The sequence below is a fragment of the Comamonas sp. B-9 genome, assembly GCF_000410635.1.
Lineage (GTDB): Bacteria > Pseudomonadota > Gammaproteobacteria > Burkholderiales > Burkholderiaceae_C > Comamonas.
In genome coordinates, this window is the sequence record NZ_APCR01000047.1 from 24,899 (window position 1) to 48,377 (window position 23,479).

Consider the following 23,479-nt stretch of genomic DNA (forward strand, 5'->3'; position numbering starts at 1 on the left):
CAGCTTTTTAGTGTGACAACGCCAACAAGAGCCGCTTCCACAATCCAGCAAACCGCAGGTTTGCATTGAAGACGAGACATGAAGCCGCAGGCAGTACAAAAGTACGAAAAGGTTTCCTTGAGCGACGACTGGGTAAACCTAAGGGTAATTGCTAGGCACTGACTTTTAGAGCTCTAGGGAGTCATATTCTCGGTGCTTTAGTGTGCAAGTCGTGGACGGGTCTGACCGACAGCTTTTGTGTGAAATGAACTCCCGCCTTGGGTCTTTAACCGCCCTCAAATTCATCAAGACCCTTCTCTACGATCATCGCAATAACTTGAGAACAGACAACGAGCGCACTCAATCCGCAATTCACACTCCAAAGTGCAGCAATCCCCCTCACCTCTTCCCCGCACCCCCATACATCTCCCCCGCCGGAAACGCATTCGTCTCAAAATCCAGCCACGGCGGGTTCTGTGCATACATCTCGGCCGTCAGCTCCTTGATCGCAGCGATATACCAGGAGTCGTCATTGACGCGGTGGCTCAGGATGATGGGTGAGGTGGCGCGCTCGTCGTCGATCAGGCGGTAGACCAGGTCCGAGCGCAGCCGCGCTGCTGCCGGCACGATACAGACGCCCATCTCGGCGGCAACCAGGCCCAGGCCGGCCTGCAGCTCACGCACCTCATGCACCTCGGCGGGCTGTATGCCCTGGTCATGCAGGAGGCCCAGCACATGGTCGGCAAAGCTGGGGCGCGGGTCCTTGGGGTAGACGATGAGGCGCTGGCCGGCCAGCTCGGGCAGGCGGATGCGGCCGGTGTCGGCGGCCAGCGGGGTGCCTGGCGCAATGGCCAGCACCAGCTTTTCTTCGCGCAGCACGGTGCGCGCCACCGAGGTGTCATTGGTGCGGATGCGGCCAAAACCCAGGTCGATGCGGCCCGAGCGCAGCTCCTGGATCTGCTGGATCGAGCCCATGTCCACCAGGTGCACGTCCACGTCCGGATAGCGCTTGCGGAACATGCGCACCAGCATCGGCAGGCCGCCATACAGGGTGGAGGCCACATAGGCGATCGAGATCGATTGCCGCTGGTTCAGCCCCACCTGGCGGGCCGCGCTTTTCATCTGGTCCACCCGCTGCAGAACCTGCAGCGATTGCTCATAGAAGAGGCGCCCGGCCTCGGTCAGGCGCACCGGGCGGCTGTTGCGCTGGATCAGCTGCACGCCCAGCTCGTCCTCCAGCTGCTGGATCTGGCGGCTGAACGGTGGCTGCGCAATATGCATTTGCTCAGCCGCGCGGGTGAAGTTGCGGGTAGTGGCCACGGCCACAAAATACCGGATATGGCGCAGATCCATCAGGGAAAACCATAGATATGGGAATGTAGCGATTTTAAGTCATTGTTTTTTAATATTCAAACTACACACCATACCTGCAAGGTATGAAACAAGACAAATTCGGTGTTGGATCAAGTGGCGCGCTGCGTCGTTCAATAGCCTCCATGCAAAACACACACCCACCCCAAGACAGCGCCCGACCTGCGGCATATACGGCAGCAGGGACCGTTGTCGTCGAACAGGTGGAGACCTTGCTGGTCGATCTGCCCACCATTCGCCCCCACAAGCTGTCGATGGCCACGATGAACGGCCAGACCCTGATGCTGGTGCGCGTGCGCTGCTCCGATGGCACGGTGGGCATGGGCGAGGGCACGACCATTGGCGGCCTGGCCTATGGCGCTGAGTCTCCCGAAGGCATGAAGCTGGCCATCGATACCTATTTTGTGCCGCAGATGGTGGGCGCCAACGCCAACCGCGTGCCCGCACTGATGGCCCGGCTGAACCAGGCCATCCGCGACAACCGCTTTGCCAAGTGCGCGGTCGAGACGGCGCTGTTCGATGCGCTGGGCCAGCGCACCGGCCTGCCGGTGTCCGAGCTGCTGGGCGGCCGCCTGCGTGATCGCTTGCCCATCGCCTGGACGCTGGCCTCGGGCGACACCGGCCGCGACATCGAAGAAGCGCAGCGCATGCTGGAGACACGCCGCCACCAGATCTTCAAGCTCAAGATCGGCCGCAAGGCGGTGCGCGACGATGTGGCCCATGTAGCGGCCATCAAGAAGGCACTGGGCGATCTGGCCTCGGTGCGGGTCGATGTGAACATGGCCTGGAGCGAGCTCGAAGCGCACCACGGCCTGGCGGGCCTCGTCGATGCCGGCTGCGAGCTGGCCGAGCAGCCGGTGGCCAGCGCCGATGTGCTGGCCCGGCTCAAAGGCCGCTACCCGATTGCCATCATGGCCGATGAATCGCTGACCGGCCCGGCCTCCGCGTTGGCACTGGCACGCGTGGCTGGCGCCGATGTGTTTGCGATCAAGACCGAGCAATCGGGCGGGCTGCAGGCGGCGCAACAGGTCGCCGCCATTGCCGATGCGGCCGGGATCGAACTGTATGGCGGCACCATGCTCGAAGGCGGCGTGGGCACCATCGCCTCGGCCCATGTGTTTTCCACGTTCCGGGAGCTGCAATGGGGCACCGAGCTGTTTGGCTCGCTGCTGCTGACCGAAGAGATACTGGCTACGCCGCTGGAGTACAAGGATTTCCACCTGACGGTACCCACCACACCGGGCCTGGGCATTGCGCTGGATGAAGACCGCGTGCGGCACTTCCGCAGGGACCGCAGCCGCGTGAGCGTGCCGGTCGGGGTGCCCGCCACAGCCTGACACCACAGACGGATAGACAGACAGATTGACCCCAAGAATTTACGACAAGGAGACTACGATGAGCGCCCCAATCTTCAACACCCCCGACGTGCAGGATTTTCTGCGTCTGGCCAGCGGCCTCAACCAGGACGGCGGCAACCCGCGCACCAAGCAGATCATCCACCGCATCCTGTCCGACCTGTTCAAGGCCATTGAAGACCTGGACATCACGTCTGACGAATACTGGGCCGGCGTTGCCTACCTGAACCAGCTCGGCGCGCGCGGCGAGGCCGGCCTGCTCTCGCCCGGCCTGGGGCTGGACCGCTACTTCGACATGCGCATGGATGCTGACGACGCGGCGCTGGGCATCGCCAACGGCACACCGCGCACGATTGAAGGCCCGCTTTACGTGGCAGGCGCGCCCGTGGTGCAAGGCTCTGGCCGCCTCGATGACGGCAGCGACACGGCCGGCCACACCCTCATCATGCACGGCACCGTCTACGGCGCCAATGGCCAACCGCTGCCCGGCGCGCAGGTCGAGGTCTGGCATGCCAACACCAAGGGCTTTTACTCGCACTTTGACCCCACCGGCGAGCAAAAGCCGTTCAACATGCGCCGCACCATCATGGCCGATGCCCAAGGCCGCTATAAATTCCAGAGCATCGTGCCCATGGGCTATGGCTGCCCGCCCGATGGCCCGACCCAGGCCCTGCTCAACCAGCTGGGCCGCCACGGCAACCGCCCCGCGCACATCCACTTCTTCGTCACAGCAGATGGCCACCGCAAGCTCACCACGCAGATCAATATCGACGGTGACCCGCTGGTGTTTGACGACTTTGCCTACGCCACCCGCGAAGGCCTGGTGCCCCCGCTGACCGAGCGCAGCGACGAGGCCAGCATCCGCGCCCACGGCCTGAGCGGCCCGTTTGCCGAGATCGTGTTTGACATCCAGCTCAGCGCGCTGGTGGGCGGTGTCGACAACCAGATCGTGGACCGCCCACGCCTGGCGGCCTGATCCGCTGACGCCCGACGGCCGGGGTGCTGCCTAGCGGGCAGTGCCCCCGCCCCAGACCCATCCTCCCTCCCCTAGCCATTCGCGCCGCGATCCGCGTTGCGAGGCGGAGCTGTACCCCCAGGAGCCCTCACCATGACCACGATTGCCTCTGCCGATCAGTTCGGCGCCGTCGAACACCTGCTGGAGACAGCGCTGCAAGACGACAAGGAAGCGGGCATTTTCCGCTGCCGCCGCGACATCTTCACCAACCCCGAGCTGTTCGAGCTGGAGATGAAGTACCTGTTCGAATCGAACTGGGTCTACCTGGCGCACGAGAGCCAGATCCCCGACAACAACGACTACTACACCACGTCGATCGGCCGCCAGCCCATCATCATCACCCGCGATAAGCTGGGTGAGCTGCATGCGGTGATCAATGCCTGCGCGCACAAGGGCGCGATGCTGTGCCGCAAAAAGCATGGCAACAAGGGCAGCTTCACCTGCCCCTTCCATGGCTGGACTTTCAGCAACGCCGGCAAGCTGCTCAAGGTCAAGGACGAGAAGACCACCGAGTACCCGATCTCCTTCAACAAGAACGGCTCACACGACCTGACCCGGGTGGCGCGCTTCCAGAACTACCGGGGCTTTCTGTTTGGCAGCCTGAACGCCGATGTACAGCCGCTCGAAGACTACCTGGGCGAGACCCGGGTCATCATCGACCAGATCGTGGACCAGGCGCCCGACGGCCTGGAAGTGCTGCGCGGCAACTCCAGCTACATCTATGACGGCAACTGGAAGATGCAGATGGAAAACGGCTGCGACGGCTACCACGTCAGCTCCGTGCACTGGAACTATGCGGCCACGATGAGCCGCCGCAATGCCGAAGGCACCAAGGCGACTGACGCCAACAACTGGAGCAAGTCGGTCGCCGGCGTCTATGGCTTTGAGAACGGCCACATTCTGCTGTGGACCAACACCTTGAACCCCGAGGTGCGCCCGATCTGGAACCAGCGTGAAGAGCTGGCCCAGCGCGTGGGCCAGGAGCGCGCAGATTTCATCGTGCGCCAGACGCGCAACCTCTGCCTCTACCCCAATGTGTTCCTGATGGACCAGTTCGGCACCCAGATCCGCGTGGCCCGCCCCTTGAACGTGAACCAGACCGAGATCAGCATCTTCTGTTTTGGCCCCAAGGGAGAAAGCGCGCAGGACCGCGCAACCCGCATCCGCCAGTACGAGGATTTCTTCAACGTCTCGGGCATGGGCACGGCCGATGACCTGGAAGAGTTCCGCGCCTGCCAGGCAGGCTACGCCGGCAGCGCGGTGCGCTGGAACGACATGAGCCGTGGCGCGCCGCTGTGGATCAAGGGCCCCGACGAGAACGCCAGGAAGATGGGCATGAGCCCCTTGCTCAGCGGCGAGCGCAGCGAGGACGAGGGCCTGTTTGTCTGCCAGCACGACTACTGGGCCAAGACCATGCGCCAAGCCGTGCAGCAAGAGCGCGCAGGAGCCCAGCCATGAGCAGCGCCGCCAGCCACAGCAACGCGGCCGACCACCGCGCCATCTGCGCCTTTCTGTACCGCGAGGCGCGCTACCTGGATGACCGCGAGTGGGAGCCCTGGCTCGCGCTCTACGCGCCCGATGCCGAGTACTGGATGCCCGCCTGGGACGACGATGACCAGCTCACCGACGACCCGCACAGCCAGATCTCGCTGATCTACTACCCCAACCGCAATGGGCTGGAAGACCGGGTCTTCCGCATCAAGACCGAGCGCTCCAGCGCATCGATGCCCGAGCCGCGCACCAACCACATGATCACGAATGTGGAAGTGCTGGCCGAGCAAGTCGATACGGTGGAGATTCGCTACAACTTTCACACGCTCAGCCACCGCTACAAGCAGACCGATCACTTCTTTGGCACGGTCTTTCTGACCCTGCGCAAAGTGGCCGGCAGCTTCCTCATCGCCCGCAAAAAGATCGTCCTCAAGAACGACTACATCCGCCAGGTCATTGATGTCTACCACATCTGACACGCCAGGAGACCACCATGAACAGCTATCGCATTGCCCTGAACTTTGAAGACGGGGTCACCCGCTTTGTGGACTGCGGCGCCCACGAAAAAGTGCTGGACGCCGCCTTCCGCAACCGTATCAACCTGCCGATGGACTGCTCGGACGGCGTCTGCGGCACCTGCAAGTGCAAGGCCGAGAGCGGCACTTACGACCTGGGCGACGACTACATCGACGACGCGCTGACCGAAGACGAAGCCGGCCAGGGCCTGGTGCTGACCTGCCAGATGGTGCCACAGTCCGACTGCGTGATCGCCGTGCCGGTGCCGTCGACCGCCTGCAAGACCGGCACCAGCCAGTTCAGCGCCACGGTGAGCGCGGTGCAGCCCTTTGGCGATGCCGCCTATGAACTGGTGCTGGATGTGGCAGAGGCCGCACCCGCATTTTTGCCCGGGCAGTACGTCAATATCGGCGTGCCGGGCAGCAGCCAGCACCGCTCCTACTCGTTCAGCTCCGCGCCTGGCGAGGGCCGCATGCGCTTTCTGATCAAGCAGGTGCCCGGCGGCCTGATGAGCAGCTGGCTCCAGGGCGCCAGCCCGGGCGACCCGCTGCAGATGACCGGGCCGCTGGGCAGCTTTTACCTGCGCACAGTCACGCGGCCGCTGCTGTTTTTGGCGGGCGGCACGGGCCTGGCGCCCTTCCTGTCGATGCTGGAGGTGCTGGCCCGCAACGGCGCAACCCAGCCCATCCATATGGTCTATGGCGTCACCCGCGATGCGGACCTGGTGCTGGTCGAGCGCCTGCAGGCCTATGCACTGCAGATCCCGGGCTTTAGCTTCAGCACCTGCGTGGCCGATGCGCACACCGCGCATGAGCGCCAGGGCTATGTCACCCACCACCTGCCCGCCCAGGCGCTGCATGGCGGCAATGTCGATGTCTACCTCTGCGGCCCGCCACCCATGGTGGATGCGGTGCAAAAGCATTTCCAGGCCGAAGGCATAGTGCCCGCCAACTTCCATTACGAAAAGTTCACGCCCACCCAGCCGGTGGGCCCCCCCAGCCGGTGGCCGCCGTGGCGGAGGCCCTGGCATGAACGCGCCCCTGCAAGCCGCAAGCACCCCACGCTTTGCTGGCAAGGTGATGGTGGTGACCGGCGCAGCCCAGGGCATTGGCCGGGGCGTGGCGCTGCGCGCCGTGGCCGAAGGCGCCCAGGTGCTGTTGGTCGACCGGGCCGACTTTATTGCCGAGGTGGCAGCCGAGGCGGGCAGCCCCAACGCGGCTGGCCTGGTGGCCGACCTGGAAACCTACGAAGGCGCGCAGGCCGCGATGGCCCGGGCCGCCGAGCTGTTTGGCGGTATCGACATCCTCATCAACGGCGTGGGCGGCGCGATCCGCATGCGCCCTTTTGCCGAGTTCGAGCCCGCGCAGATCGATGCAGAAATCCGCCGCTCGCTGATGCCCACCCTCTATGCCTGCCATGCCGTGCTGCCGCATCTGCTGGCACGCGGCGGCGGCACCATCGTCAATGTGTCGTCCAACGCCACGCGCGGCATTCGCCGGGTGCCGTACTCGGCCGCCAAGGGCGGGGTCAATGCCTTGACGCAATCGCTGGCGATGGAATACGCGCCGCAGAACATCCGCGTCGTCGCCTCGGCCCCTGGCGGCACCCATGCGCCGCCCCGGCGTGTGCCGCGCAATGCCGCGGGCGACAGCCCGCAGGAGCAAAGCTGGATGCGCGAGGCCGTGCAGCAGGTGACCGAGTCCAACTACTTCAAACGCTACGGCAGCTTGGATGACCAGGTCGGCCCAATCCTGTTTCTGGCCTCCGACGAGGCGGCCTACATCACCGGTGCGGTGCTGCCCGTGGCCGGTGGCGACAACGGCTGAGCGCACCCACCGCCAACCTCCCTACCCATACATAAAAGAACAGCCCGCGCCAGCGCAGCACCGCAAAGCTGCAGCGATGCGCGGGCCCAGGAGACACCATGACTGATCGCCAAGCCATTGTTCCGCCCGGCATGGAGGCGGTGTACGAAAAGATCGGCTACGCCCCGGCCATCCGTGTCGGCCACACCGTCTATGTGTCCGGCCAGATCGGCCGCAGGCCCGACCTGCAGCTGGTCGAGGACCGTGAAGCCCAGATCACGCAGGCCTTTGCCAACCTGCAGCTGGTGCTGGAGGCTGCAGGCGCCAGCTTGGCCGATGTGGTTGATCTGACCAGCTTTCACACCGACATGCGCGACCTGCCCTTGTTCATGCAGGTGCGCAACCGCTTTTTGCACAGCCACCCGCTTCCCGCCTGGACAGCGGTGGGCGCACACATGCTGGGCGGCGCGCCCGGCTACATCGTGGAGATCAAGGCCATTGCAGTGATACCGGCCCATGAAGCCAAACCGGGCTGAACAACCCAGCCCTTATAAAAGGAGACAGAGATGAAAACCTTGGACGTCAACCAGGTCATAGACAACGCCCGCTTTACGCGCTTCCACTGGATGGTCACCCTGCTATGCGGCTTGCTGCTGGTGTTTGATGGCTATGACCTGTTCATCTACGGCGCCGTGCTGCCCGTGCTGATGAAGGAGTGGAGCCTCTCACCCGTGCAGGCCGGCGCCTTGGGCAGTTATGCGCTGTTCGGCATGATGTTTGGCGCCTTCATCTTTGGCCCGCTGGCCGACCGCATCGGCCGCAAAAAAGGCGTGGCCATCAGCTTTGTGCTGTTCAGCATTGCCACCTTCATGAGCGGCTTTGCCACCTCGCCCACCGAGTTTGGCATCTTCCGCTTTATCGCCGGCCTGGGCTGCGGCGGCCTGATGCCCAATGCCGTGGCCCTCATCAACGAGTACGCCCCCAAGCGCGCCCGCAGCACCCTGGTGGCGCTGATGTTCAGCGGCTATTCGCTGGGCGGCGTGCTCTGCGCGGGCCTGGGCATCTACATGCTGCCGCGCTTTGGCTGGCAGTCCATGTTCTTTGCCGCAGCCCTGCCGCTGGTGCTGCTGCCGCTGATCTTGTGGAAGCTGCCCGAGTCGGTGGGCTTTTTGCTGCGCCAGGGCCAGCAGGCCAAGGCGCGGCAGATGCTGTCGCAGGTTGCACCCGATGTGGCCATGGGCAGCGATGTGCAGCTGCTGCAGACCGAGGCCAAAGGCGCCGGCGTGCCCATGCTTGATCTGTTCCTCAAGGGCCGCGCGATGGGCACCTTCATGATCTGGCTGTCCTTCTTCTGCTGCCTGCTGATGGTGTATGCGCTGGGCTCCTGGCTGCCCAAGCTGATGGCCACCGCCGGCTACAGCCTGGGATCGAGCTTGTCGTTCCTGCTGATGCTGAACTTTGGCGGCGTGGTCGGCGCCATTGCTGGCGGCTGGCTGGGTGACCGCTTCAGCCTGCCCAAGGTGGTGCTGGCCTTCTTTGCGCTGGGCACCGTCGCCATCGCGCTGCTGGGCTTCAACAGCCCCATGCCGGTGCTCTACCTGCTGATCGCCATTGCCGGCGCCACCACCATCGGCACGCAGATCCTGCTGTATGCCAACACGGCGCAGTTCTACCCGCAGGCCATCCGCTCCACCGGCCTGGGCTGGGCCTCGGGTGTGGGGCGCACCGGTGCCATTGTGGGCCCGCTGCTGGGCGGCTGGCTGATGGCCGCAGCGCTGCCGCTGCAGATGAACTTCCTGGTATTTGCCGTGCCCGGCCTGGTGGCGGCGCTCGCCATCGGCTTCTTCATCCTTTACTACCGTGGCAAGCAAGAGGCGCCCAGCGTCTCCGCCGCTGCCGTTCGCCCCGCCGTCTGATCGCACTTTAGGAAAAAACCATGCTCTATCTTGTCCATATGGTCGTCAACATCCCCGCCAGCCTGCCCGCCGAAGAGGCCGCGCGCATCAAGGCTGCGGAAAAAGCCTATTCGCAGCAGCTGCAGGAATCGGGACAATGGCCGCACCTGTGGCGCGTGGTGGGCGAGTACGCCAACTACAGCGTCTTCGATGTGGCCAGCCATGACGAGCTGCACAACACGCTGAGCCAGCTGCCGCTGTTCCCCTACATGCAGATCAGAGTGACGCCACTGGCCAAGCACCCCTCTTCCATCCGATAAGCAGACAGGCAAACGCAGATGACGATGCAACGGCGAACCCTAGCCCTGCTGCTGGCAGCCCTGGCGCTGCCAGGCGCCGCGATGGCGCAACCCGATGCCGCCTGGCCGGCCAAACCCATCAAATGGGTGGTGCCCTTTCCGCCGGGTGGCGCGATGGATGTGATTGCCCGCACCTTGGGCGACCGCGCCGCACGCGAGCTGGGCCAGCCCTTTGTGATCGAGAACCGGCCCGGCGCCGGCGGCAATATTGGTGCTGACTATGTCGCCAAGCAGCCTGCCGACGGCTACACCATCATGATCACCTCGATCGGCATGGCCACCAACCCGGCGCTGTACGCCAAGCTGGCCTATGACCCGGTCAAGGACTTTGCGCCCATCAGCCTGCTGGCCGTGGTGCCCAATGTGCTGGTGGTCAATGCCGCCCGCAGCCCCGACCAATCCGTGCAGGATGTGCTGGCCCATGCGCGCCGCAACCCCGGCAAGCTCAGCTATGCATCCGCTGGCAACGGCACCTCCATCCACCTGGCCGGCGAGGTGTTTGCCTCCACCGCCGGCGTGGAGCTGATGCATGTGCCCTACAAGGGCAGCGGCCCGGCCATTACCGACATGCTGGGCGGCCAGGTCGATCTGATGTTTGACAGCATCACCTCGGCGCGGCCGCATATCCAGTCGGGCAAGCTGCGCGCGCTGGGCGTGACGACTGCCAAGCGCTCCTCCGCACTGCCCGGTGTGCCCACGATCGCCGAAGCCGGCCTGCCCGGCTACGAGGTATCGCCCTGGTTTGCGGTGTTTGCCCCCGCCGGCACGCCGCCCCAGGTGGTGGCCCGGCTCAACCAGGTGCTCAACGGCGCGATGCAGCAGCCCGATACCCTCAAAAAGCTCGAAAGCGTGGGTGCCGAGCCCATTGGCAGCACGCCCCAGGCGCTGGCTACCCACCTGCAGCAGGAGCTGGCGCGCTGGGGCACGCTGATCAAGGAGCGCGGCATCCACCTGGATTGATGCCGCAGCCCGGCAACGGATAACAAGGGCCAACCCCATGAACCTCAACGATACCCGCAGCCACGCCGAGCAGGCCATTGGCGCCGTGCTGCCCCAGCGCAGGCATGACTTGGCGCGCCTGCGCGTGCTGGCCGAGCGCGGCCTGCAGCCCGTCGTCACCGTGGTGGGCAAGTACAACCACGGCAAAAGCCGCCTGCTCAATGAGCTGATCGGCAGCCCCACCTTTGCCGTGGCCGACCGGCGCGAGACCGTGGCCCTGTCCGGCCATGTGCATGCGCAGGTGCGTTGGCTGGATGCGCCGGGGCTGGATGCCGATGTGGACCAGGCCGATGACGACCACGCGCACCGCGCCACCTGGCTGGAGTCCGACATCCGCCTGTTTGTGCATGCCGCCAAGGAAGGCGAGCTCGATGCGCGCGAGCGCAGTCTGCTGCAGGCACTGCACGCCGATTCCCAGCGCACCCGGCGCCAGACGCTGTGTGTGCTCACCCAGATTGACCAGCTGGCCGACGATGCCGCCCAGCAGCAGGTGAACGGCGCCATCGCAGCGCAAGCCGCCGGCCAGATGTGGCTGGCCGTCTCATCCACCCGCTACCGACAGGGCGTGGATGGCGCCAAACAACTGCTGCTGGAGAGAAGCGGCATCCCGGCGCTGCAGCAGTCCCTCAAACTCGCGCTCGCCCAGGTGCCCCAGGCGCGCAGCCATGAGAAAGCGCTGCTGCTGCAAGAAATTCGCAGCCAGCTCCAGGCCCTGCATGCCGAGCGCCAGCAGAGCCTGGCCCAGTTGCGCCAGCTGCAGGCAGCGCAAGGCCAGCGCTTTGCGAGCGACCTGGCCGCCGTGCAAGACAAGACTGGCCGCGACATCCAGGCCGTGCTCAATGTGCCGGGACCGGACCATTCGCGCACGCCCGACAGCTTTGCCGACCAGTTCAAGATGACGCCCGGCAAGCTCGAGCGCAACCGCCTGCAGGTCGCCTATTCCAAGGCCTGCATCAGCATCAGCGCCATCCTGACCAAGCATGGCGTGGTGGAACTGCCGCTGGAGCAACAGACCCAGGTCAAGAGTCTGGACAGCGTGATGGTCGCCGTCATGGGCGTCTCGGTGAAATACCGCAAGGACCTGCGCCGCCTGTTTTGCGAAGCCGCCGGGCGCGGTGCACTGGCGCAGGCCTTCACCCGCTACTTTGAGCTGTCCGCCGACCGCCAGGCCCTGGTGCAGCGCATTGGCCACCAAGAAGCCCAGGTACAGGCCAGCGCCCAGGCCCTGGCTGCCTTTAGCGCCCTCGAAACACTGGAGACCCGCGCATGAATGCCATGGCCGGCGAACAGCAGTTTCTGGCCCATGCGGGCGGCAGCGCCGCCGGGCCCACCACTGCCAACCATCAGGCCGGGCTGGCGCAACTGCATTCCCAACTGCAACAGCTGCAAGCCTGGCAAACCCAGCTGCAACAAGGCCTGGGCAGCGCCCTGGCACCAACACCCGGCCTGCAGCCCAGCCACCCGCTGGCCCAGCAAACCCAGGCCCTCCAGCAGCAATGCCAGGATCTGCAGGCGCGCTGGGCACAGCAATGGTCTGCGCTGCAGCCCGCACGCAGCCTGGCCCAAGACTTTGAGCAGCGCGTGATCCTGCTGGTATTTGGCAAGTTCAATGCCGGCAAAAGCTCGCTGTGCAACTTTCTGGCCGAGCGCTTTGCTGCGCAGGGCCAGCCCCTGCGCTTTTTTCACCTGACAAATGGGGCCGTGGTGGAAAGCGACGAGCCGCTGCGCGAAGGCGCCACCGAAACAACGGCCCGGCTGCAAGGCCTGTGCCTGGGCACCGGCCTGGTGCTGCTGGACACCCCCGGCCTGCATTCCGTCACGCCCGAGAATGCCGCCCTCACCCAGCGCTTTACCGAAAGCGCCGACGGCCTGCTCTGGCTCAGCAGCTCCACCTCGCCCGGCCAGGTGCAAGAGCTGGACGAACTCGCCCGCGAACTGCGCCGCAACAAACCGCTGCTGCCGGTCATCACCCGCAGCGACCTGATCGAAGAAGACGAGGTTGATGGCGAAATCCAAAAATGCCTGCGCAACAAAACCCCAGCCAACCGCGCGCTGCAAGAGGCTGATGTACAGGCACGCGCCCAGGACAAACTGCGCCAGCTGGGCATTGGTCTGTCGGTGCTGAAGCGCCCTGTCTCCATCTCCGTCCACGCCGCACGCCACCAGCCAGGCCCCGACGCGCTGGCCGACGCTGGCCTGCTGCGCCTCTACACCGCCATCGCCGAGGTACTGGCCCCCGCCCAAGCCTACAAACAGCGCAAACCGGCCGAGGTGCTGCTGCACCACCTGGAAGAAAACCTACAAGGCGCTATCGATGCCGAACTGCGGCCCCAGCTGCAACACCTGCAGCTGGCCCTGGCCCAGGAGCAAGAGCGCCTGCAGCACAGCAAGGCGGCCATGCTGCGCGCTGCGTGGCGCCAGACCATTCCTGCGCTGCCGGGGTTGCTGGATCTGTATGCGGATCGGTTGCCCTTGCTGTTTGCCGAGGTTGCTGCGCTAGTGCGAGGTGAGATTAGGGAACAGCTGCGCAGCCATCTCGCTGGCTATGCACTGCCTGCGCTGCCAGCAGAACCAGCGACCCTGGGGTGGCCACCGGCTACTGTGGGCCCTGATGCCCTTTACGCGACTTTGCAAAATGCTGTGCGCGAGCAGCTAGAGATGGCTTTGGCTGCAGCGGTCGATACCTGCAGCCATGCACTGGAGCCGATGGTGCTGCCAGTCGCGCAGATGCAGGCGCATTTGCGGCAGTGCAGCCAGGATTTGCATGGCGTGGGCACTACGTTGCGGGCTTGAATGCGAACGGACGCCAATGTCCCCCATTTCCCCTAACGAGCCACCTAGAGTCATGGTTTGCCATCCCATTCGGGCTTCGGGCAAAAGCATGCCCATGTTTTTCAAGGTGGATGGACGATGCTCAAGAGCAGCAAAACGGCATGGTCGAACACGTAACCCGAACGATGAAGGAGCAATGCGTACACACACCGCTTGGAGCGTCTGCACAACGCCAGCAGGGTCCTTGGGGACTCGATGGGCTTCTGCTGGACGGTCCCGGGTCAGGCCAGAACTGCTGGTGCCAGCCAATCACCAGATTCGCACGATAGATACCATCATCTACCTACCATATATCCCGTACCTTGCCACATATCCATTGCGCCTGTTTTATAGATTTGAGGCGAACAAAGAACAATTAAGCAGAGGGATCTTTGGCTTGCACTTTCGCGAGATTACGAAGGATCTACAGAGAGCAGAACGGCCTGCGCAGCGCAACAGCCTAGCTGGATTTCAGCCTCAAACAGCGCTCGGCAGCACCAGCATACCCGGTAATTAAATGTGATTTGGAGTTCACAAAGCAATACAATTTGAGTACGTTTTATAGAAAGACATACGATGATGGGCCTAACGGTCAGCCAGCGGATATCCGCCAGCTTTGCACTAATTATTGCGGTGATGTTCGGGATGTCCGCCACCTTTTATATGCGTGCGGATTCGAACCATGAGCGGGCTACCGACGTTCTCTCCTCCGACCTCGCGGGCATGGGATTCGCTGGCCAGATGCGCCAGGATTTGACCCTCCATTTTTACCAGACGCTCAACCTACTTCGGGATGCGGAGGCGAATGCCGGTCGCAGCAGCGACGTGCTCACCGAAAACAAGGCGCAGTTGAGCGCGATCGAAGCCAGTTTAGACAAGGTTTACGCCAAATACCTCAACACCATCACCCGCCAGGAAGATCGCGATGCGACCGCGGAGTTCGCGCTTACACGTGAGGCGTATCAGAAAAATACGCATCTGCTGGTTGAAATTTTGGAGCGTGGCCAGGTCGCTGAAGCTGCGCAGTTGCGCAGCGGGCAAATGCTGCCGCAATGGCGCAAGGCGCAGGAGCAGGTCAGCAACATCGTTGACTTGAACCAACATGCCGTGGAGGAGGACATGCAGACGATTCAAGAAATCGCAAGCTCCAACAAGCGCTTGGCAGTCGGTGCGCTGGTGCTGGCTCTGGTGCTGGCCATTATTTGCGGTCTGCTCTTGCACCGCTCAATACTACGTCCTATTCAAGCAACCTTGGCGGCCATGAAAACGCTGGGTACGGGCGACCTTTCGAGCAAGCTCAGTCTGAACCGTAGCGATGAATTCGCTGCCATTGAGGCAGGCTTCAATGGCATGGTCACCTCGCTTCGCGAATTGGTTGTTCAAGCACAGCGTTCATCGGTACAGCTGACAACGTCCATCACTGAGATCGCTGCAACCACCAAGCAACAACAAGCCACCGTCACGGAAACGGCTGCGACCACCAGCGAAATTGGCGCAACTTCGCGCCAGATTGCCGCGACCTCTCGGGAGCTGGTGCGCACCATGGGTGATGTCTCGGCCCACTCCGAGCAAACTGCAGCGCTGGCCGGGTCGGGCCACCGAGGCGTAGTACGCATGGCCGAGGTAATGCAGGAGTTGACCAGTGCCTCCGAAATGGTCAATGCCAAACTCGCCCTGCTTAACGAAAAGGCTGGCGGCATCAATCAAGTCGTTACCACCATCGTCAAAGTCGCTGACCAAACCAATCTGCTGTCTCTCAATGCTGCGATCGAAGCCGAGAAAGCGGGCGAATATGGCCGCGGATTTGGCGTAGTAGCCACTGAAGTACGCCGTCTGGCGGACCAGACTGCGGTTGCCACCTACGATATTGAACAGATGGTGCGCGAAATTCAGTCTGCCGTGTCTGCAGGCGTAATGGGGATGGAAAAATTCTCCGAAGAGATGCGCCGCGGCAATACTGAAATGTCCCAAGTTGGCGACCAGCTGTCACAGATCATCCACGAAATTCAGGTTTTGGCCCCGCAGATGCAACAGGTCAGTGAAGGCATGCAAACTCAGTCCAGCGGGGCCGAGCAAATTGAGCAGGCCTTGAGCCAACTCACCGAAGCCAGTAGCCAAACCGTAGAGTCACTGCACCAGGCCGGCATGGCAGTTGAGAACATGAGCGATGTAGCCAACAATCTGCGCAGCGGGGTTAGCCGCTTCAAGGTTTAATCGTGGCATTGACCCCAGCAACGGAGCCTGCACCGTTGCACCTGCTGTTCAACCTGGGCGCTGATCGTTACGCCTTGCCTGCCAGCGTGGTTCGCAAAATCATGCCCCTGCAACGGCTCAAGCATGTGCCGGAGGCCCCCGCCTGGGTGGCTGGTTTGCTGTCCTACCACGGGGAGATCATTCCAGTACTGGATCTTTGCCAGCGTGTGTTTGGGCAAAAGGCTCGGCATAGCATCAACACCCGCATGGTGCTGCTGCACTATTCGTCGACCCAATCCCTTGGCTTGATCCTTGAAAAGGCCAATCAGGTGATGCGCCTGCCTAGCCCCGCACAACAGCCTACGGGGCTGGATGCAGGAGGCGCCTACCTGGGCGCCGTTCAGGCGCAAGGCTTGGGCGACATGATTCAGCACATCTCCATTGAAGGGCTGTTGCCACCGGATATGGTCCAGTTGCTGTTCCCGCCCCAGGGCAAGCTAGCATGATTGAACGACTGGAACACCTCTTGCGATCGCTTATCGGACTCGACGCGAGTACGCTGGGCCGAGGGGCAGTCGAGCGCGCGCTGCGGCAACGGTTGAAGGCCAACTCCATGGATGAAGAAGCCTACTGGAGCCATATCCGCCAATCGCAGACAGAGCAACGCGCACTGATCGAAACCATGGTGGTTCCTGAGACCTGGTTTTTTCGCTACCCTGAATCGTTCTCGCTGTTGACCACCCAAGCGAGAGCGTTACAACGCCGGCTCCCTGTCGGGCAACCTTTGCGCTTGCTCAGCTTGCCATGCTCCAGCGGAGAAGAGCCCTACTCCATGGCAATCGCCATGTTCGATGCTGATTTTGCGGCGCACGAATTTCAGATTGATGCGCTGGACATCAGTCAGCGCGTCATAGAACATGCGACCCTTGGCCAATATGGCGTGAATGCCTTTCGCGGCGATGATCCAGGCATCCGCGAGCGGTATTTTCAACGTGAGGCGGATGGCTCCCACCGCATCCATGAGAGGCTACGCGCCGTGGTGCGCTTTCAGTGTGGGAACATACTCGGCAGCATCATGCAGCCTTCTCTGACGGACTACGACATCGTATTTTGTCGCAATCTGCTGATCTACTTTGACCGACCTACGCAGTTGCGGGCGCTGACCAATCTCAAACGCTGGCTGCGCGCCGACGGACTGCTGTTCACTGGGCCAGCTGAAGCAGGCGTTCTAAGCCAACAAGGCTTCGAATCGCTGGATGCCGCACACAGTTTCGCGTTCCGCCGCCGCACCCTGCCATGCCCCCCAGTGCCAGCGCGCCCCATATTGCCTGCGGCGGTCACGCCGCGCGCGCCTTCGCCTTTGCCATTGCGTGCCACTTCGGCCGTACGCCCCATGGCGCCTTCACCAGCTGCCAAAAGTGAATCGCCGCCAACGGGAGATGCAACGGCTGGAATGCGCAAAATCACCGAGCTCGCCAATGCGGGACGCAGCGCAGAGGCGCTCACTGCCTGCGCACAGCAGTTGACCCTGCATGGGCCGACCGCCGAGTTGTTCTTCTGGTGGGGCTTGATATGTGACGGTGCGGGCCAGGCCGAGGCTGCCCTGCGCCACTACCGCAAAGCGCTTTACCTTGAGCCCTACCACACCCGAGCCCTGGCACACCTGGCAGCCCTGCTGGTGACACAAGGCGACCACAGCGGTGCGGCACGATTACAGCAACGGCTGAAGCAGAGAGAAACCCAAGATGCCGGCAAGTCCTGATCCCCATATCCCGCTAGAGCCCCCAGCTATTGACGCCTGCTGGCAGCGCATTGGTGTTCGCGGCGACCGCTCCTGCGAGAGGCTGGTCCAGCATGTTCATTGCCATAACTGCGAACGCTATGCCGAGGCTGCCGCTCTGCTGCTCGATCGGCATGAGCTGGATCTGGAGACGGTGGACGAGGCTTCGTTCGCGGAGAATCAGCAACCTGAGCCGCTGGCTGATGGCCAGACACTGTCAGTCCTGATCTTTCGCATTGGGCAAAACTGGTTGGCTCTGCCTTCAACGCTTTTGCTAGAAGTATCGTTGCCCGTGCCCGTTCACGGACTGCCTTACCCCCGCAACCGTTCACTGCGCGGACTGTGCAATGTACGGGGAACCTTGGTTCCCTGTATGGCGCTTGACCTGGTATTGGGCCTGACCACCGAGACCACGCCGCAAGACCGCCCCCACATGCTGATACTGGACACACCTGGTGGCCCACTGGTGACGGAGGTTCAGACCGTGGAAGGCATATACGCGATTCCACTTGCCAAGCTGCAAAAGACGGGCCATGCCAGTGGCCTTGCGGTCAGCCAGCTAGCCTCTGCGGTGATGCAGTGGCGGCAGCACAGCATCACGGTGCTCCATGCTGATCGCCTGTTGCAAGCCTTGTCCAGGAGCCTTAGATGATCCAACAAGCAACACCGCTGGCACATCTCGCGATGTATGGACCAAAGGTCAAGCCATGAGCCTTGATGCCTACAAAGACAGCTCCATGCTGGAGTTGTTTCGTCAAGAAGCGCAGGCACAAACCCAGGTCATGGATTCATGCCTGCTGGTACTTGAGCGTGAGCCTACCGATCCCGCGCAGCTGGAGGCCTGCATGCGTGCAGCGCACTCACTCAAAGGTGCGGCACGCATTGTCGGCTTAGATGTCGCTGTGACATTGGCCCATGTGATGGAGGACTTGCTAGTCTGGGCCCAGAGCGGCAAGGTCCGACTGAGCACCACACGCATCGACGCCCTGCTACGCGCTTCAGACGCATTGAGGCAGTTGAGTGAAGGGATCAGCGTGCAAGGGCTGCCTGCGCTGCAAGCAATCCTGGCAGAAGATACGCAGCAAGATGCGCCGGCACCCGATGCCATGCCGGACTTCACGCCGGCCTTGCCGGAAGAAGTCTCCCCCATTGAGACCAACGAGCCCGAGCCCGCCGGTGAACTGCATGACCGTATCCTGCGTGTGTCAGCCGAACGCCTGGACCATCTGCTCGATCTGGCGGGACGCTCACTGGTGGCTGCACAGCGTACCAAGTCCCTGGGCCAAGAGTTGGCACAGCTCAAACGCCTGCAAGACCATCTTGATCGATCCCTGCATGGGTTGCGCGATGCGCTGCTGGGACAGGAGCTACCGCCTCGTGCCAAGGCCTTGCTATCCGATGTGAACCACTGGACGCTGGAAGCCAAAAGCCAGTTGCAACAACACACAGCGGCTTTCGACAGCTTTGGCTGGGCCTTTGAGCAGCGCAGCCAGCGTATCTATGACACCGTATTGGCATCGCGCATGCGACCCTGCGCGGATCTGATGGCTGGCAAGGCGCGCATGGTGCGTGAGCTCAGTCGCAGTCTTGGCAAAGAGGTATGGCTGAATCTGGAGGGCGAAGAGGTACAAGGAGATCGCGACGTACTGGAGACATTGGAAGCACCACTGATCCAGTTACTGCGCAATGCGGTGGACCACGGCATTGAAAGCCCCGCACAACGGTTGGCCAGCGGCAAGCCCGCACAAGGCAACTTGGTACTGCGGGCTCGGCATGCTGCTGGGCTCCTGGTCCTTGAGCTGGAAGACGATGGAGCAGGCGTGGACCTCGCTCGCGTACGCGCCGCGGTCATCGCACGCAAGCTGGCCACAGAAACGATGGCCCAGCACATGCATGAGGAAGAATTGCTGGCTTTTCTGTTCCTGCCGGGTTTCAGCGTGAACGAGAAAGTCAGTGAGATCTCTGGCCGTGGGGTGGGCCTCGATGTGGTCCAGCACACGCTGCGTCAACTACGCGGTACGGTGCGCGTCCGCCAGCAACAGGGGCGAGGGACAGTGTTCCAGCTGCAACTGCCGCTGACCTTGTCAATGCTGCGCTGCTTGGTGGTGGAGATCAGCGGTGAGGCCTACGCGCTTCCGCTTGCGCAAGTGGAGCAGACTTTGCGTATCCCGGCGGACGCCATCAGCATGGTGGAGGGTCAGCAACATATCTGGGTACGTGAGCGCGCCATCGGTCTGGTCGCTGCCCACCAGCTTTTACAACTGCCGCATGGCAAATCCGATCCGCTGGGGCTCCCAGTGGTTTTGATACCGCACCACGACCGAAGCCTTGCCATTGCGGTAGACAGGATTGTTGGCGAGCAAAATCTGGCTGTCGTTCCCATCGACTCCCGCCTAGGCCTGCTGCGCGGAGTGGAGGCAGGTGCCCTGCTCGATGACGGCAGTCCGGTGCTTATCGTGGATATGGATGACTTGCTGAACTCCGCTGACAAGCTCTTGGGCGCAGGCCAAGTCGAAAGGGTTGCACGGTTGTCTGAAGGGCCGTCACTGCGGCGCAAGCGCGTATTGGTGGTGGACGACTCGCTGACCGTGCGTGAGCTGGAGCGCAAGCTGCTCATTGGGCGCGGTTACGAGGTGACTGTGGCCGTGGATGGCATCGATGGCTGGAACATTCTGCGTGCAGAAAAATATGACCTCCTGGTGACCGATATCGACATGCCCCGCATGGATGGCATTGAGCTGGTAGGCCTGGTAAGACGCGACGCACAACTGCAGTCCATGCCCGTGGTGGTTGTATCCTACAAAGACCGCGAGGAAGACCGCAGACGCGGCCTTGATGCGGGAGCCGACTACTACCTTGCTAAGTCGAGCTTTCACGATGAAACATTACTAGAGGCTGTACACATGCTGATCGGCGAGGCTGTTGAATGAAGCTTGGACTGATGGTTAACACCCCTGAGTTGGCGCAACGCCTCGAACACGCTTTGGAGCCGCTGCACGACATCCACTGGGTGGCACAAGACGAGACGCAAGCCTTGCGCCTGTGTCGTGACATGCCCCCTGAGCTACTGCTGCTGCAACTGGGCACAGCTGATCGAGTGGCCTTTTCGCAACGTGTCATGAATGAGGCGCCATGCCCTTTGCTGCTGCTGGATCTGGCGACCGAGCTCCATACCGAATGGGCATTCAATGCCTTGGGCCACGGTGCCCTTGATGTGGTGCATCTGCCCGAATTGGCGAACGACAGCGCATTCAATCCAGCACTGCTGCTGCGCAAGATCCAGAACATCGCCTGGCTGGCCACGCCCCCGCAGCCTGTTACCCACCGAGCCACGCGCACCAGCGCGAAACGCGCATGCCTGATTGCCATCGGTGCCTCCGCTGGTGGGCCCGCCACACTCAACCAGTTGCTGCGTGAACTGCCTAAAGATCTTGACGCCGCCGTGGTACTGGTTCAGCACCTGGACGACAAGTTCTCTGCGGGCATGGCTGAATGGTTGGCGCGGGAATCAACGCTTCCGGTACGCCTGGTTCAGGCTGGTGAGATACCGCAGACCGGCGTGGTCTTGCTGGCTGGCCGCAATGAGCATTTGACGGTGAGCCGCCGCGGTGACCTGCAGTATTCACTCAAGCCTGACGCGCAAATTTACCGTCCGTCGATCGACATTTTCTTTCACAGCATTGCCGAGCAATGGCGAGGTGATGCCATCGGTGTGTTGCTAACGGGTATGGGGCGAGATGGGGCAGATGGGCTCAAGGCCATGCGCGAGCGAGGCTTTGCCACCATTACCCAAGACCAGTCCAGCAGCGTGGTGTGGGGAATGCCCAAGGCCGCCGTTGCAATAGATGCGGCAGCTGAAGTCCTAGCTCTGGACCGCATCGCCAACCGCTTGGCCGAACTATGCCGCTGGATGGCGGTAAAGAGAAATTCATGACTCCTATTCCAACTCTGGATGAAAACACCTCTGCCGGGGAGCCTGGCGAGCTTGAAGTCAAAGTTTTACTAGTAGATGACCAAGCGATCATCGGCGAGGCCGTACGGCGCATGCTGAGCCATGAGATCGGCGTGTCTTTCCACTACTGCGGAGACCCGAAAAAAGCCATGGAAATGGCTGAACACATCCAGCCGACCGTCATCCTGCAAGACCTGGTGATGCCCGGTGTTGATGGTCTGGACTTGGTGAGCCAATATCGCAACAATCAGAAATTACGCGACCTGCCCATCATCGTTCTGTCATCCAGGGAAGACCCGAAGATCAAGAGCCAGGCATTTGCAGTGGGGGCTAATGACTATCTCGTGAAACTGCCAGATGCTGTGGAACTGATAGCACGTCTCCGATACCACTCCCGAGCGTATCTGGCGATGAAGCAACGCGACCTGGCGAACCAAGCCTTGCGCCTGAGCCAACAGCAACTCCTGGAGAGCAATCTTGCGCTGCAGCGTATGACGAAGCTCGACGGCTTGACTGGCTTGTCAAACCGGCGGCATTTCGATGAGCACCTGGACCTGGAATGGAAACGCGCACGGCGAGAGAGAATTGAACTCTCACTACTGATGATCGATGTCGATTTTTTCAAATCCTATAACGACAATTTCGGCCATGTGATGGGCGACGAGACCTTACGCAGCGTGGCCCAGGTCCTTGCACAATCCTGCTCGCGCTCCGGTGATCTGGTCGCCCGATATGGGGGTGAAGAGTTCGCTATCATTCTGCCCAATACCTCGCAAGACGGCGCATGCTCGCTCGCCAATAGTGTGCGCCGCGCAGTCCAGGCACTAGCCATTGCACATGTTACACCGGTAGCCGATGCCACAGTGACGGTCTCCATCGGAGTTGCCACCATGGTGCCTGAGCAAGACCTCAAACCCATTGCATTGATACAGCGCGCAGACATTGGGCTGTACCAGGCCAAAGAAAGTGGTCGAAATCGCATCGGCGTAGCCTGAGTACGGTAAATTTCTGATTCGATGCGATCTTGATCAGCAGGGGATGGGCTTCCTCCGGCTCGCCAAAGCTCTGGTAGCGTTGGATGGTCGCAAGTCTACGCAGGGTGCGTCAAGGGTATAGTGCAGACCTGCGAGGACGGATTCTTGCAATGACTGCAACGGACTCACGCAAATCCCAACAAACCCAATAAGGCACCTTCGGACCAGGCCCCGACGCATACTCGCCCGCGCGACCCGGTGTCTGGCTCTGACCGCAAACAATCCCACCCCGTTAGAACTCGGCCTACGCTTGTACCTGTAGTAGATCGCAGGCCCTACCCGTGGATGCGATCAAGTCAACCCGGCCGGTGACCCAGCCTGTGCGGGCTTAAAGGACCTGGCTGTCCCAGGTACTGCTGCCCTGGTAGCGCTGCTGCCAACGGTCGATGCGCCACTGGCCGGCCTTGCGCAGCAAGGTGAAGCGGCTCTCCACGATGGGCCAGCGGTTCGAGAAGAATTCCCCGCGCGTGGTCGCGCCCGCATGGGTGTCGGTCGACTCGGGCTCGTCCACGGGGAGCATGCGGTGCTGGGTGGTGATGGTGCATTGGTCAGCGCTTGGCCACTCCAGCGCCAGCAGGTCCAGGTGCAGCGGCAAATCGGGCTTGGCACTGATGGAGATGCGCGGGTACTTGCGCGGGCGCGGCGTGGCATAGGCCTGGCGCAGGGCCATCGCGCCCGCCAGCTGCTGCCACATCACGCCCATGTCCTGATCCTCGGCGCCCCGGGCGCCAGCGATGGCCTGACTCGCCGCGCGCTCCCAGTGGTTCATGGCCTGCACCCAGCTGCGTAGCGCCGCCGTGGGGCTGACAAAGGCGGGGCCCAGTCGGTCGGCCAGCGCGGCGTGAAAGGCGTCGCCAAAGGATGGGTCCTCGCCGCTGGCCAGGCTCCGCCAGTTGGGCTGCTGAAACGTGGGGAAGTCATCGG

Annotated in this window: 20 protein-coding genes and 1 pseudogene; 19 read left to right on the forward strand and 2 right to left on the reverse strand. The window is 62.4% G+C overall.

All coding sequences use genetic code 11. The annotated features are described in order from the left end of the window. Positions 1 to 378 precede the first annotated feature (378 nt). Positions 379 to 1,332 carry a LysR family transcriptional regulator gene (locus tag H928_RS0100315; protein WP_021024686.1) on the reverse strand — a complete coding sequence of 318 codons (954 nt, stop codon included), beginning with the start codon at positions 1,330 to 1,332 and terminating at the stop codon, positions 379 to 381. Positions 1,333 to 1,475: 143 nt separating this feature from the next. Between H928_RS0100315 and H928_RS0100320 the strand changes: the two genes are divergently transcribed. The 19 genes and pseudogenes from H928_RS0100320 (at position 1,476) to H928_RS0100410 (ending at position 22,516) form a co-directional block, all read left to right on the forward strand. Beyond that, positions 1,476 to 2,687, forward strand: coding sequence for a muconate/chloromuconate family cycloisomerase (locus H928_RS0100320; protein ID WP_021024687.1), 1,212 nt, complete (start codon positions 1,476 to 1,478; stop codon positions 2,685 to 2,687). Positions 2,688 to 2,745: 58 nt separating this feature from the next. Further along, the gene (gene catA / locus H928_RS0100325) at positions 2,746 to 3,681 is read left to right on the forward strand and encodes a catechol 1,2-dioxygenase (RefSeq protein ID WP_021024688.1); all 936 of its coding nucleotides are present in this window, start codon (positions 2,746 to 2,748) and stop codon (positions 3,679 to 3,681) included. 132 nt (positions 3,682 to 3,813) lie between these two features. Next, entirely contained in the window at positions 3,814 to 5,178 is a 1,365-nt protein-coding gene (locus tag H928_RS0100330; protein ID WP_021024689.1) for a Rieske 2Fe-2S domain-containing protein, read from the forward strand. Beyond that, positions 5,175 to 5,687: a benzoate 1,2-dioxygenase small subunit gene (gene benB, locus H928_RS0100335; RefSeq protein ID WP_021024690.1), complete on the forward strand. Its 513-nt coding sequence runs from the start codon at positions 5,175 to 5,177 to the stop codon at positions 5,685 to 5,687. The genes H928_RS0100330 and benB overlap by 4 nt, the downstream gene beginning before the upstream one ends. A 17-nt stretch (positions 5,688 to 5,704) precedes the next feature. Next, positions 5,705 to 6,703: pseudogene (gene benC, locus H928_RS30465) on the forward strand (benzoate 1,2-dioxygenase electron transfer component BenC); the annotation flags it as partial. A 52-nt stretch (positions 6,704 to 6,755) separates the two neighbouring features. Continuing rightward, positions 6,756 to 7,553 carry a benzoate diol dehydrogenase BenD gene (benD, locus tag H928_RS0100345; protein WP_021024692.1) on the forward strand — a complete coding sequence of 266 codons (798 nt, stop codon included), beginning with the start codon at positions 6,756 to 6,758 and terminating at the stop codon, positions 7,551 to 7,553. A gap of 98 nt (positions 7,554 to 7,651) precedes the next feature. Further along, complete coding sequence (locus H928_RS0100350) at positions 7,652 to 8,068, forward strand: RidA family protein (protein WP_021024693.1); 417 nt, start codon at positions 7,652 to 7,654, stop codon at positions 8,066 to 8,068. A 30-nt stretch (positions 8,069 to 8,098) separates the two neighbouring features. Beyond that, a complete protein-coding gene (locus H928_RS0100355) occupies positions 8,099 to 9,448 on the forward strand; it encodes an aromatic acid/H+ symport family MFS transporter (protein ID WP_021024694.1) in 1,350 nt (449 codons plus the stop codon). 20 nt (positions 9,449 to 9,468) lie between these two features. After that, positions 9,469 to 9,747, forward strand: a complete 279-nt coding sequence (gene catC / locus H928_RS0100360) for a muconolactone Delta-isomerase (protein WP_021024695.1) — start codon at positions 9,469 to 9,471, stop codon at positions 9,745 to 9,747. Between the two features lie 18 nt (positions 9,748 to 9,765). Further along, complete coding sequence (locus tag H928_RS0100365) at positions 9,766 to 10,746, forward strand: tripartite tricarboxylate transporter substrate binding protein (protein WP_021024696.1); 981 nt, start codon at positions 9,766 to 9,768, stop codon at positions 10,744 to 10,746. A 37-nt stretch (positions 10,747 to 10,783) separates the two neighbouring features. After that, positions 10,784 to 12,055, forward strand: coding sequence for a GTPase (locus H928_RS0100370; protein ID WP_021024697.1), 1,272 nt, complete (start codon positions 10,784 to 10,786; stop codon positions 12,053 to 12,055). Next, positions 12,052 to 13,578: a dynamin family protein gene (locus H928_RS25550; RefSeq protein WP_021024698.1), complete on the forward strand. Its 1,527-nt coding sequence runs from the start codon at positions 12,052 to 12,054 to the stop codon at positions 13,576 to 13,578. Before H928_RS0100370 ends, H928_RS25550 begins: the two co-directional genes overlap by 4 nt. A 594-nt stretch (positions 13,579 to 14,172) precedes the next feature. Further along, positions 14,173 to 15,810 carry a methyl-accepting chemotaxis protein gene (locus H928_RS0100380; protein WP_021024699.1) on the forward strand — a complete coding sequence of 546 codons (1,638 nt, stop codon included), beginning with the start codon at positions 14,173 to 14,175 and terminating at the stop codon, positions 15,808 to 15,810. A 2-nt stretch (positions 15,811 to 15,812) separates the two neighbouring features. Continuing rightward, positions 15,813 to 16,295, forward strand: a complete 483-nt coding sequence (locus H928_RS0100385; RefSeq protein ID WP_027010358.1) for a chemotaxis protein CheW — start codon at positions 15,813 to 15,815, stop codon at positions 16,293 to 16,295. After that, on the forward strand, positions 16,292 to 17,551 hold the full coding sequence (locus H928_RS0100390; protein WP_021024701.1) for a protein-glutamate O-methyltransferase CheR: 1,260 nt from the start codon (positions 16,292 to 16,294) through the stop codon (positions 17,549 to 17,551). Before H928_RS0100385 ends, H928_RS0100390 begins: the two co-directional genes overlap by 4 nt. After that, positions 17,535 to 18,221, forward strand: a complete 687-nt coding sequence (locus H928_RS30470) for a chemotaxis protein CheW (protein ID WP_021024702.1) — start codon at positions 17,535 to 17,537, stop codon at positions 18,219 to 18,221. Before H928_RS0100390 ends, H928_RS30470 begins: the two co-directional genes overlap by 17 nt. Positions 18,222 to 18,276: 55 nt before the next feature. After that, on the forward strand, positions 18,277 to 20,499 hold the full coding sequence (locus tag H928_RS0100400) for a hybrid sensor histidine kinase/response regulator (protein WP_021024703.1): 2,223 nt from the start codon (positions 18,277 to 18,279) through the stop codon (positions 20,497 to 20,499). Positions 20,500 to 20,510: 11 nt separating this feature from the next. After that, on the forward strand, positions 20,511 to 21,503 hold the full coding sequence (gene cheB / locus H928_RS0100405; protein ID WP_306729879.1) for a chemotaxis-specific protein-glutamate methyltransferase CheB: 993 nt from the start codon (positions 20,511 to 20,513) through the stop codon (positions 21,501 to 21,503). Beyond that, entirely contained in the window at positions 21,500 to 22,516 is a 1,017-nt protein-coding gene (locus tag H928_RS0100410) for a diguanylate cyclase (protein WP_084635584.1), read from the forward strand. The genes cheB and H928_RS0100410 overlap by 4 nt, the downstream gene beginning before the upstream one ends. 367 nt (positions 22,517 to 22,883) lie before the next feature. Here H928_RS0100410 and H928_RS31965 read toward each other — a convergent pair. After that, on the reverse strand, positions 22,884 to 23,479 hold a 596-nt coding region (locus H928_RS31965; protein WP_027010361.1), incomplete at its 5' end, for a hypothetical protein.

What these genes read in the sequence shown, in the direction of transcription:
- H928_RS0100330 (WP_021024689.1), top strand. Translation starts at nt 3,814, where the DNA reads ATGACCACGATTGCCTCTGCCGATCAGTTCGGCGCCGTCGAACACCTG.
- H928_RS0100390 (WP_021024701.1), top strand. Translation starts at nt 16,292, where the DNA reads ATGATTGAACGACTGGAACACCTCTTGCGATCGCTTATCGGACTCGAC.
- benD (WP_021024692.1), top strand. Translation starts at nt 6,756, where the DNA reads ATGAACGCGCCCCTGCAAGCCGCAAGCACCCCACGCTTTGCTGGCAAG.
- H928_RS30470 (WP_021024702.1), top strand. Translation starts at nt 17,535, where the DNA reads ATGCCGGCAAGTCCTGATCCCCATATCCCGCTAGAGCCCCCAGCTATT.
- H928_RS25550 (WP_021024698.1), top strand. Translation starts at nt 12,052, where the DNA reads ATGAATGCCATGGCCGGCGAACAGCAGTTTCTGGCCCATGCGGGCGGC.
- catC (WP_021024695.1), top strand. Translation starts at nt 9,469, where the DNA reads ATGCTCTATCTTGTCCATATGGTCGTCAACATCCCCGCCAGCCTGCCC.
- H928_RS0100350 (WP_021024693.1), top strand. Translation starts at nt 7,652, where the DNA reads ATGACTGATCGCCAAGCCATTGTTCCGCCCGGCATGGAGGCGGTGTAC.
- H928_RS0100410 (WP_084635584.1), top strand. Translation starts at nt 21,500, where the DNA reads ATGACTCCTATTCCAACTCTGGATGAAAACACCTCTGCCGGGGAGCCT.
- H928_RS0100320 (WP_021024687.1), top strand. Translation starts at nt 1,476, where the DNA reads ATGCAAAACACACACCCACCCCAAGACAGCGCCCGACCTGCGGCATAT.
- catA (WP_021024688.1), top strand. Translation starts at nt 2,746, where the DNA reads ATGAGCGCCCCAATCTTCAACACCCCCGACGTGCAGGATTTTCTGCGT.
- cheB (WP_306729879.1), top strand. Translation starts at nt 20,511, where the DNA reads ATGGTTAACACCCCTGAGTTGGCGCAACGCCTCGAACACGCTTTGGAG.
- benB (WP_021024690.1), top strand. Translation starts at nt 5,175, where the DNA reads ATGAGCAGCGCCGCCAGCCACAGCAACGCGGCCGACCACCGCGCCATC.
- H928_RS0100355 (WP_021024694.1), top strand. Translation starts at nt 8,099, where the DNA reads ATGAAAACCTTGGACGTCAACCAGGTCATAGACAACGCCCGCTTTACG.
- H928_RS0100315 (WP_021024686.1), bottom strand. Translation starts at nt 1,332, where the DNA reads ATGGATCTGCGCCATATCCGGTATTTTGTGGCCGTGGCCACTACCCGC.
- H928_RS0100370 (WP_021024697.1), top strand. Translation starts at nt 10,784, where the DNA reads ATGAACCTCAACGATACCCGCAGCCACGCCGAGCAGGCCATTGGCGCC.
- H928_RS0100400 (WP_021024703.1), top strand. Translation starts at nt 18,277, where the DNA reads ATGAGCCTTGATGCCTACAAAGACAGCTCCATGCTGGAGTTGTTTCGT.
- H928_RS0100365 (WP_021024696.1), top strand. Translation starts at nt 9,766, where the DNA reads ATGACGATGCAACGGCGAACCCTAGCCCTGCTGCTGGCAGCCCTGGCG.
- H928_RS0100380 (WP_021024699.1), top strand. Translation starts at nt 14,173, where the DNA reads ATGATGGGCCTAACGGTCAGCCAGCGGATATCCGCCAGCTTTGCACTA.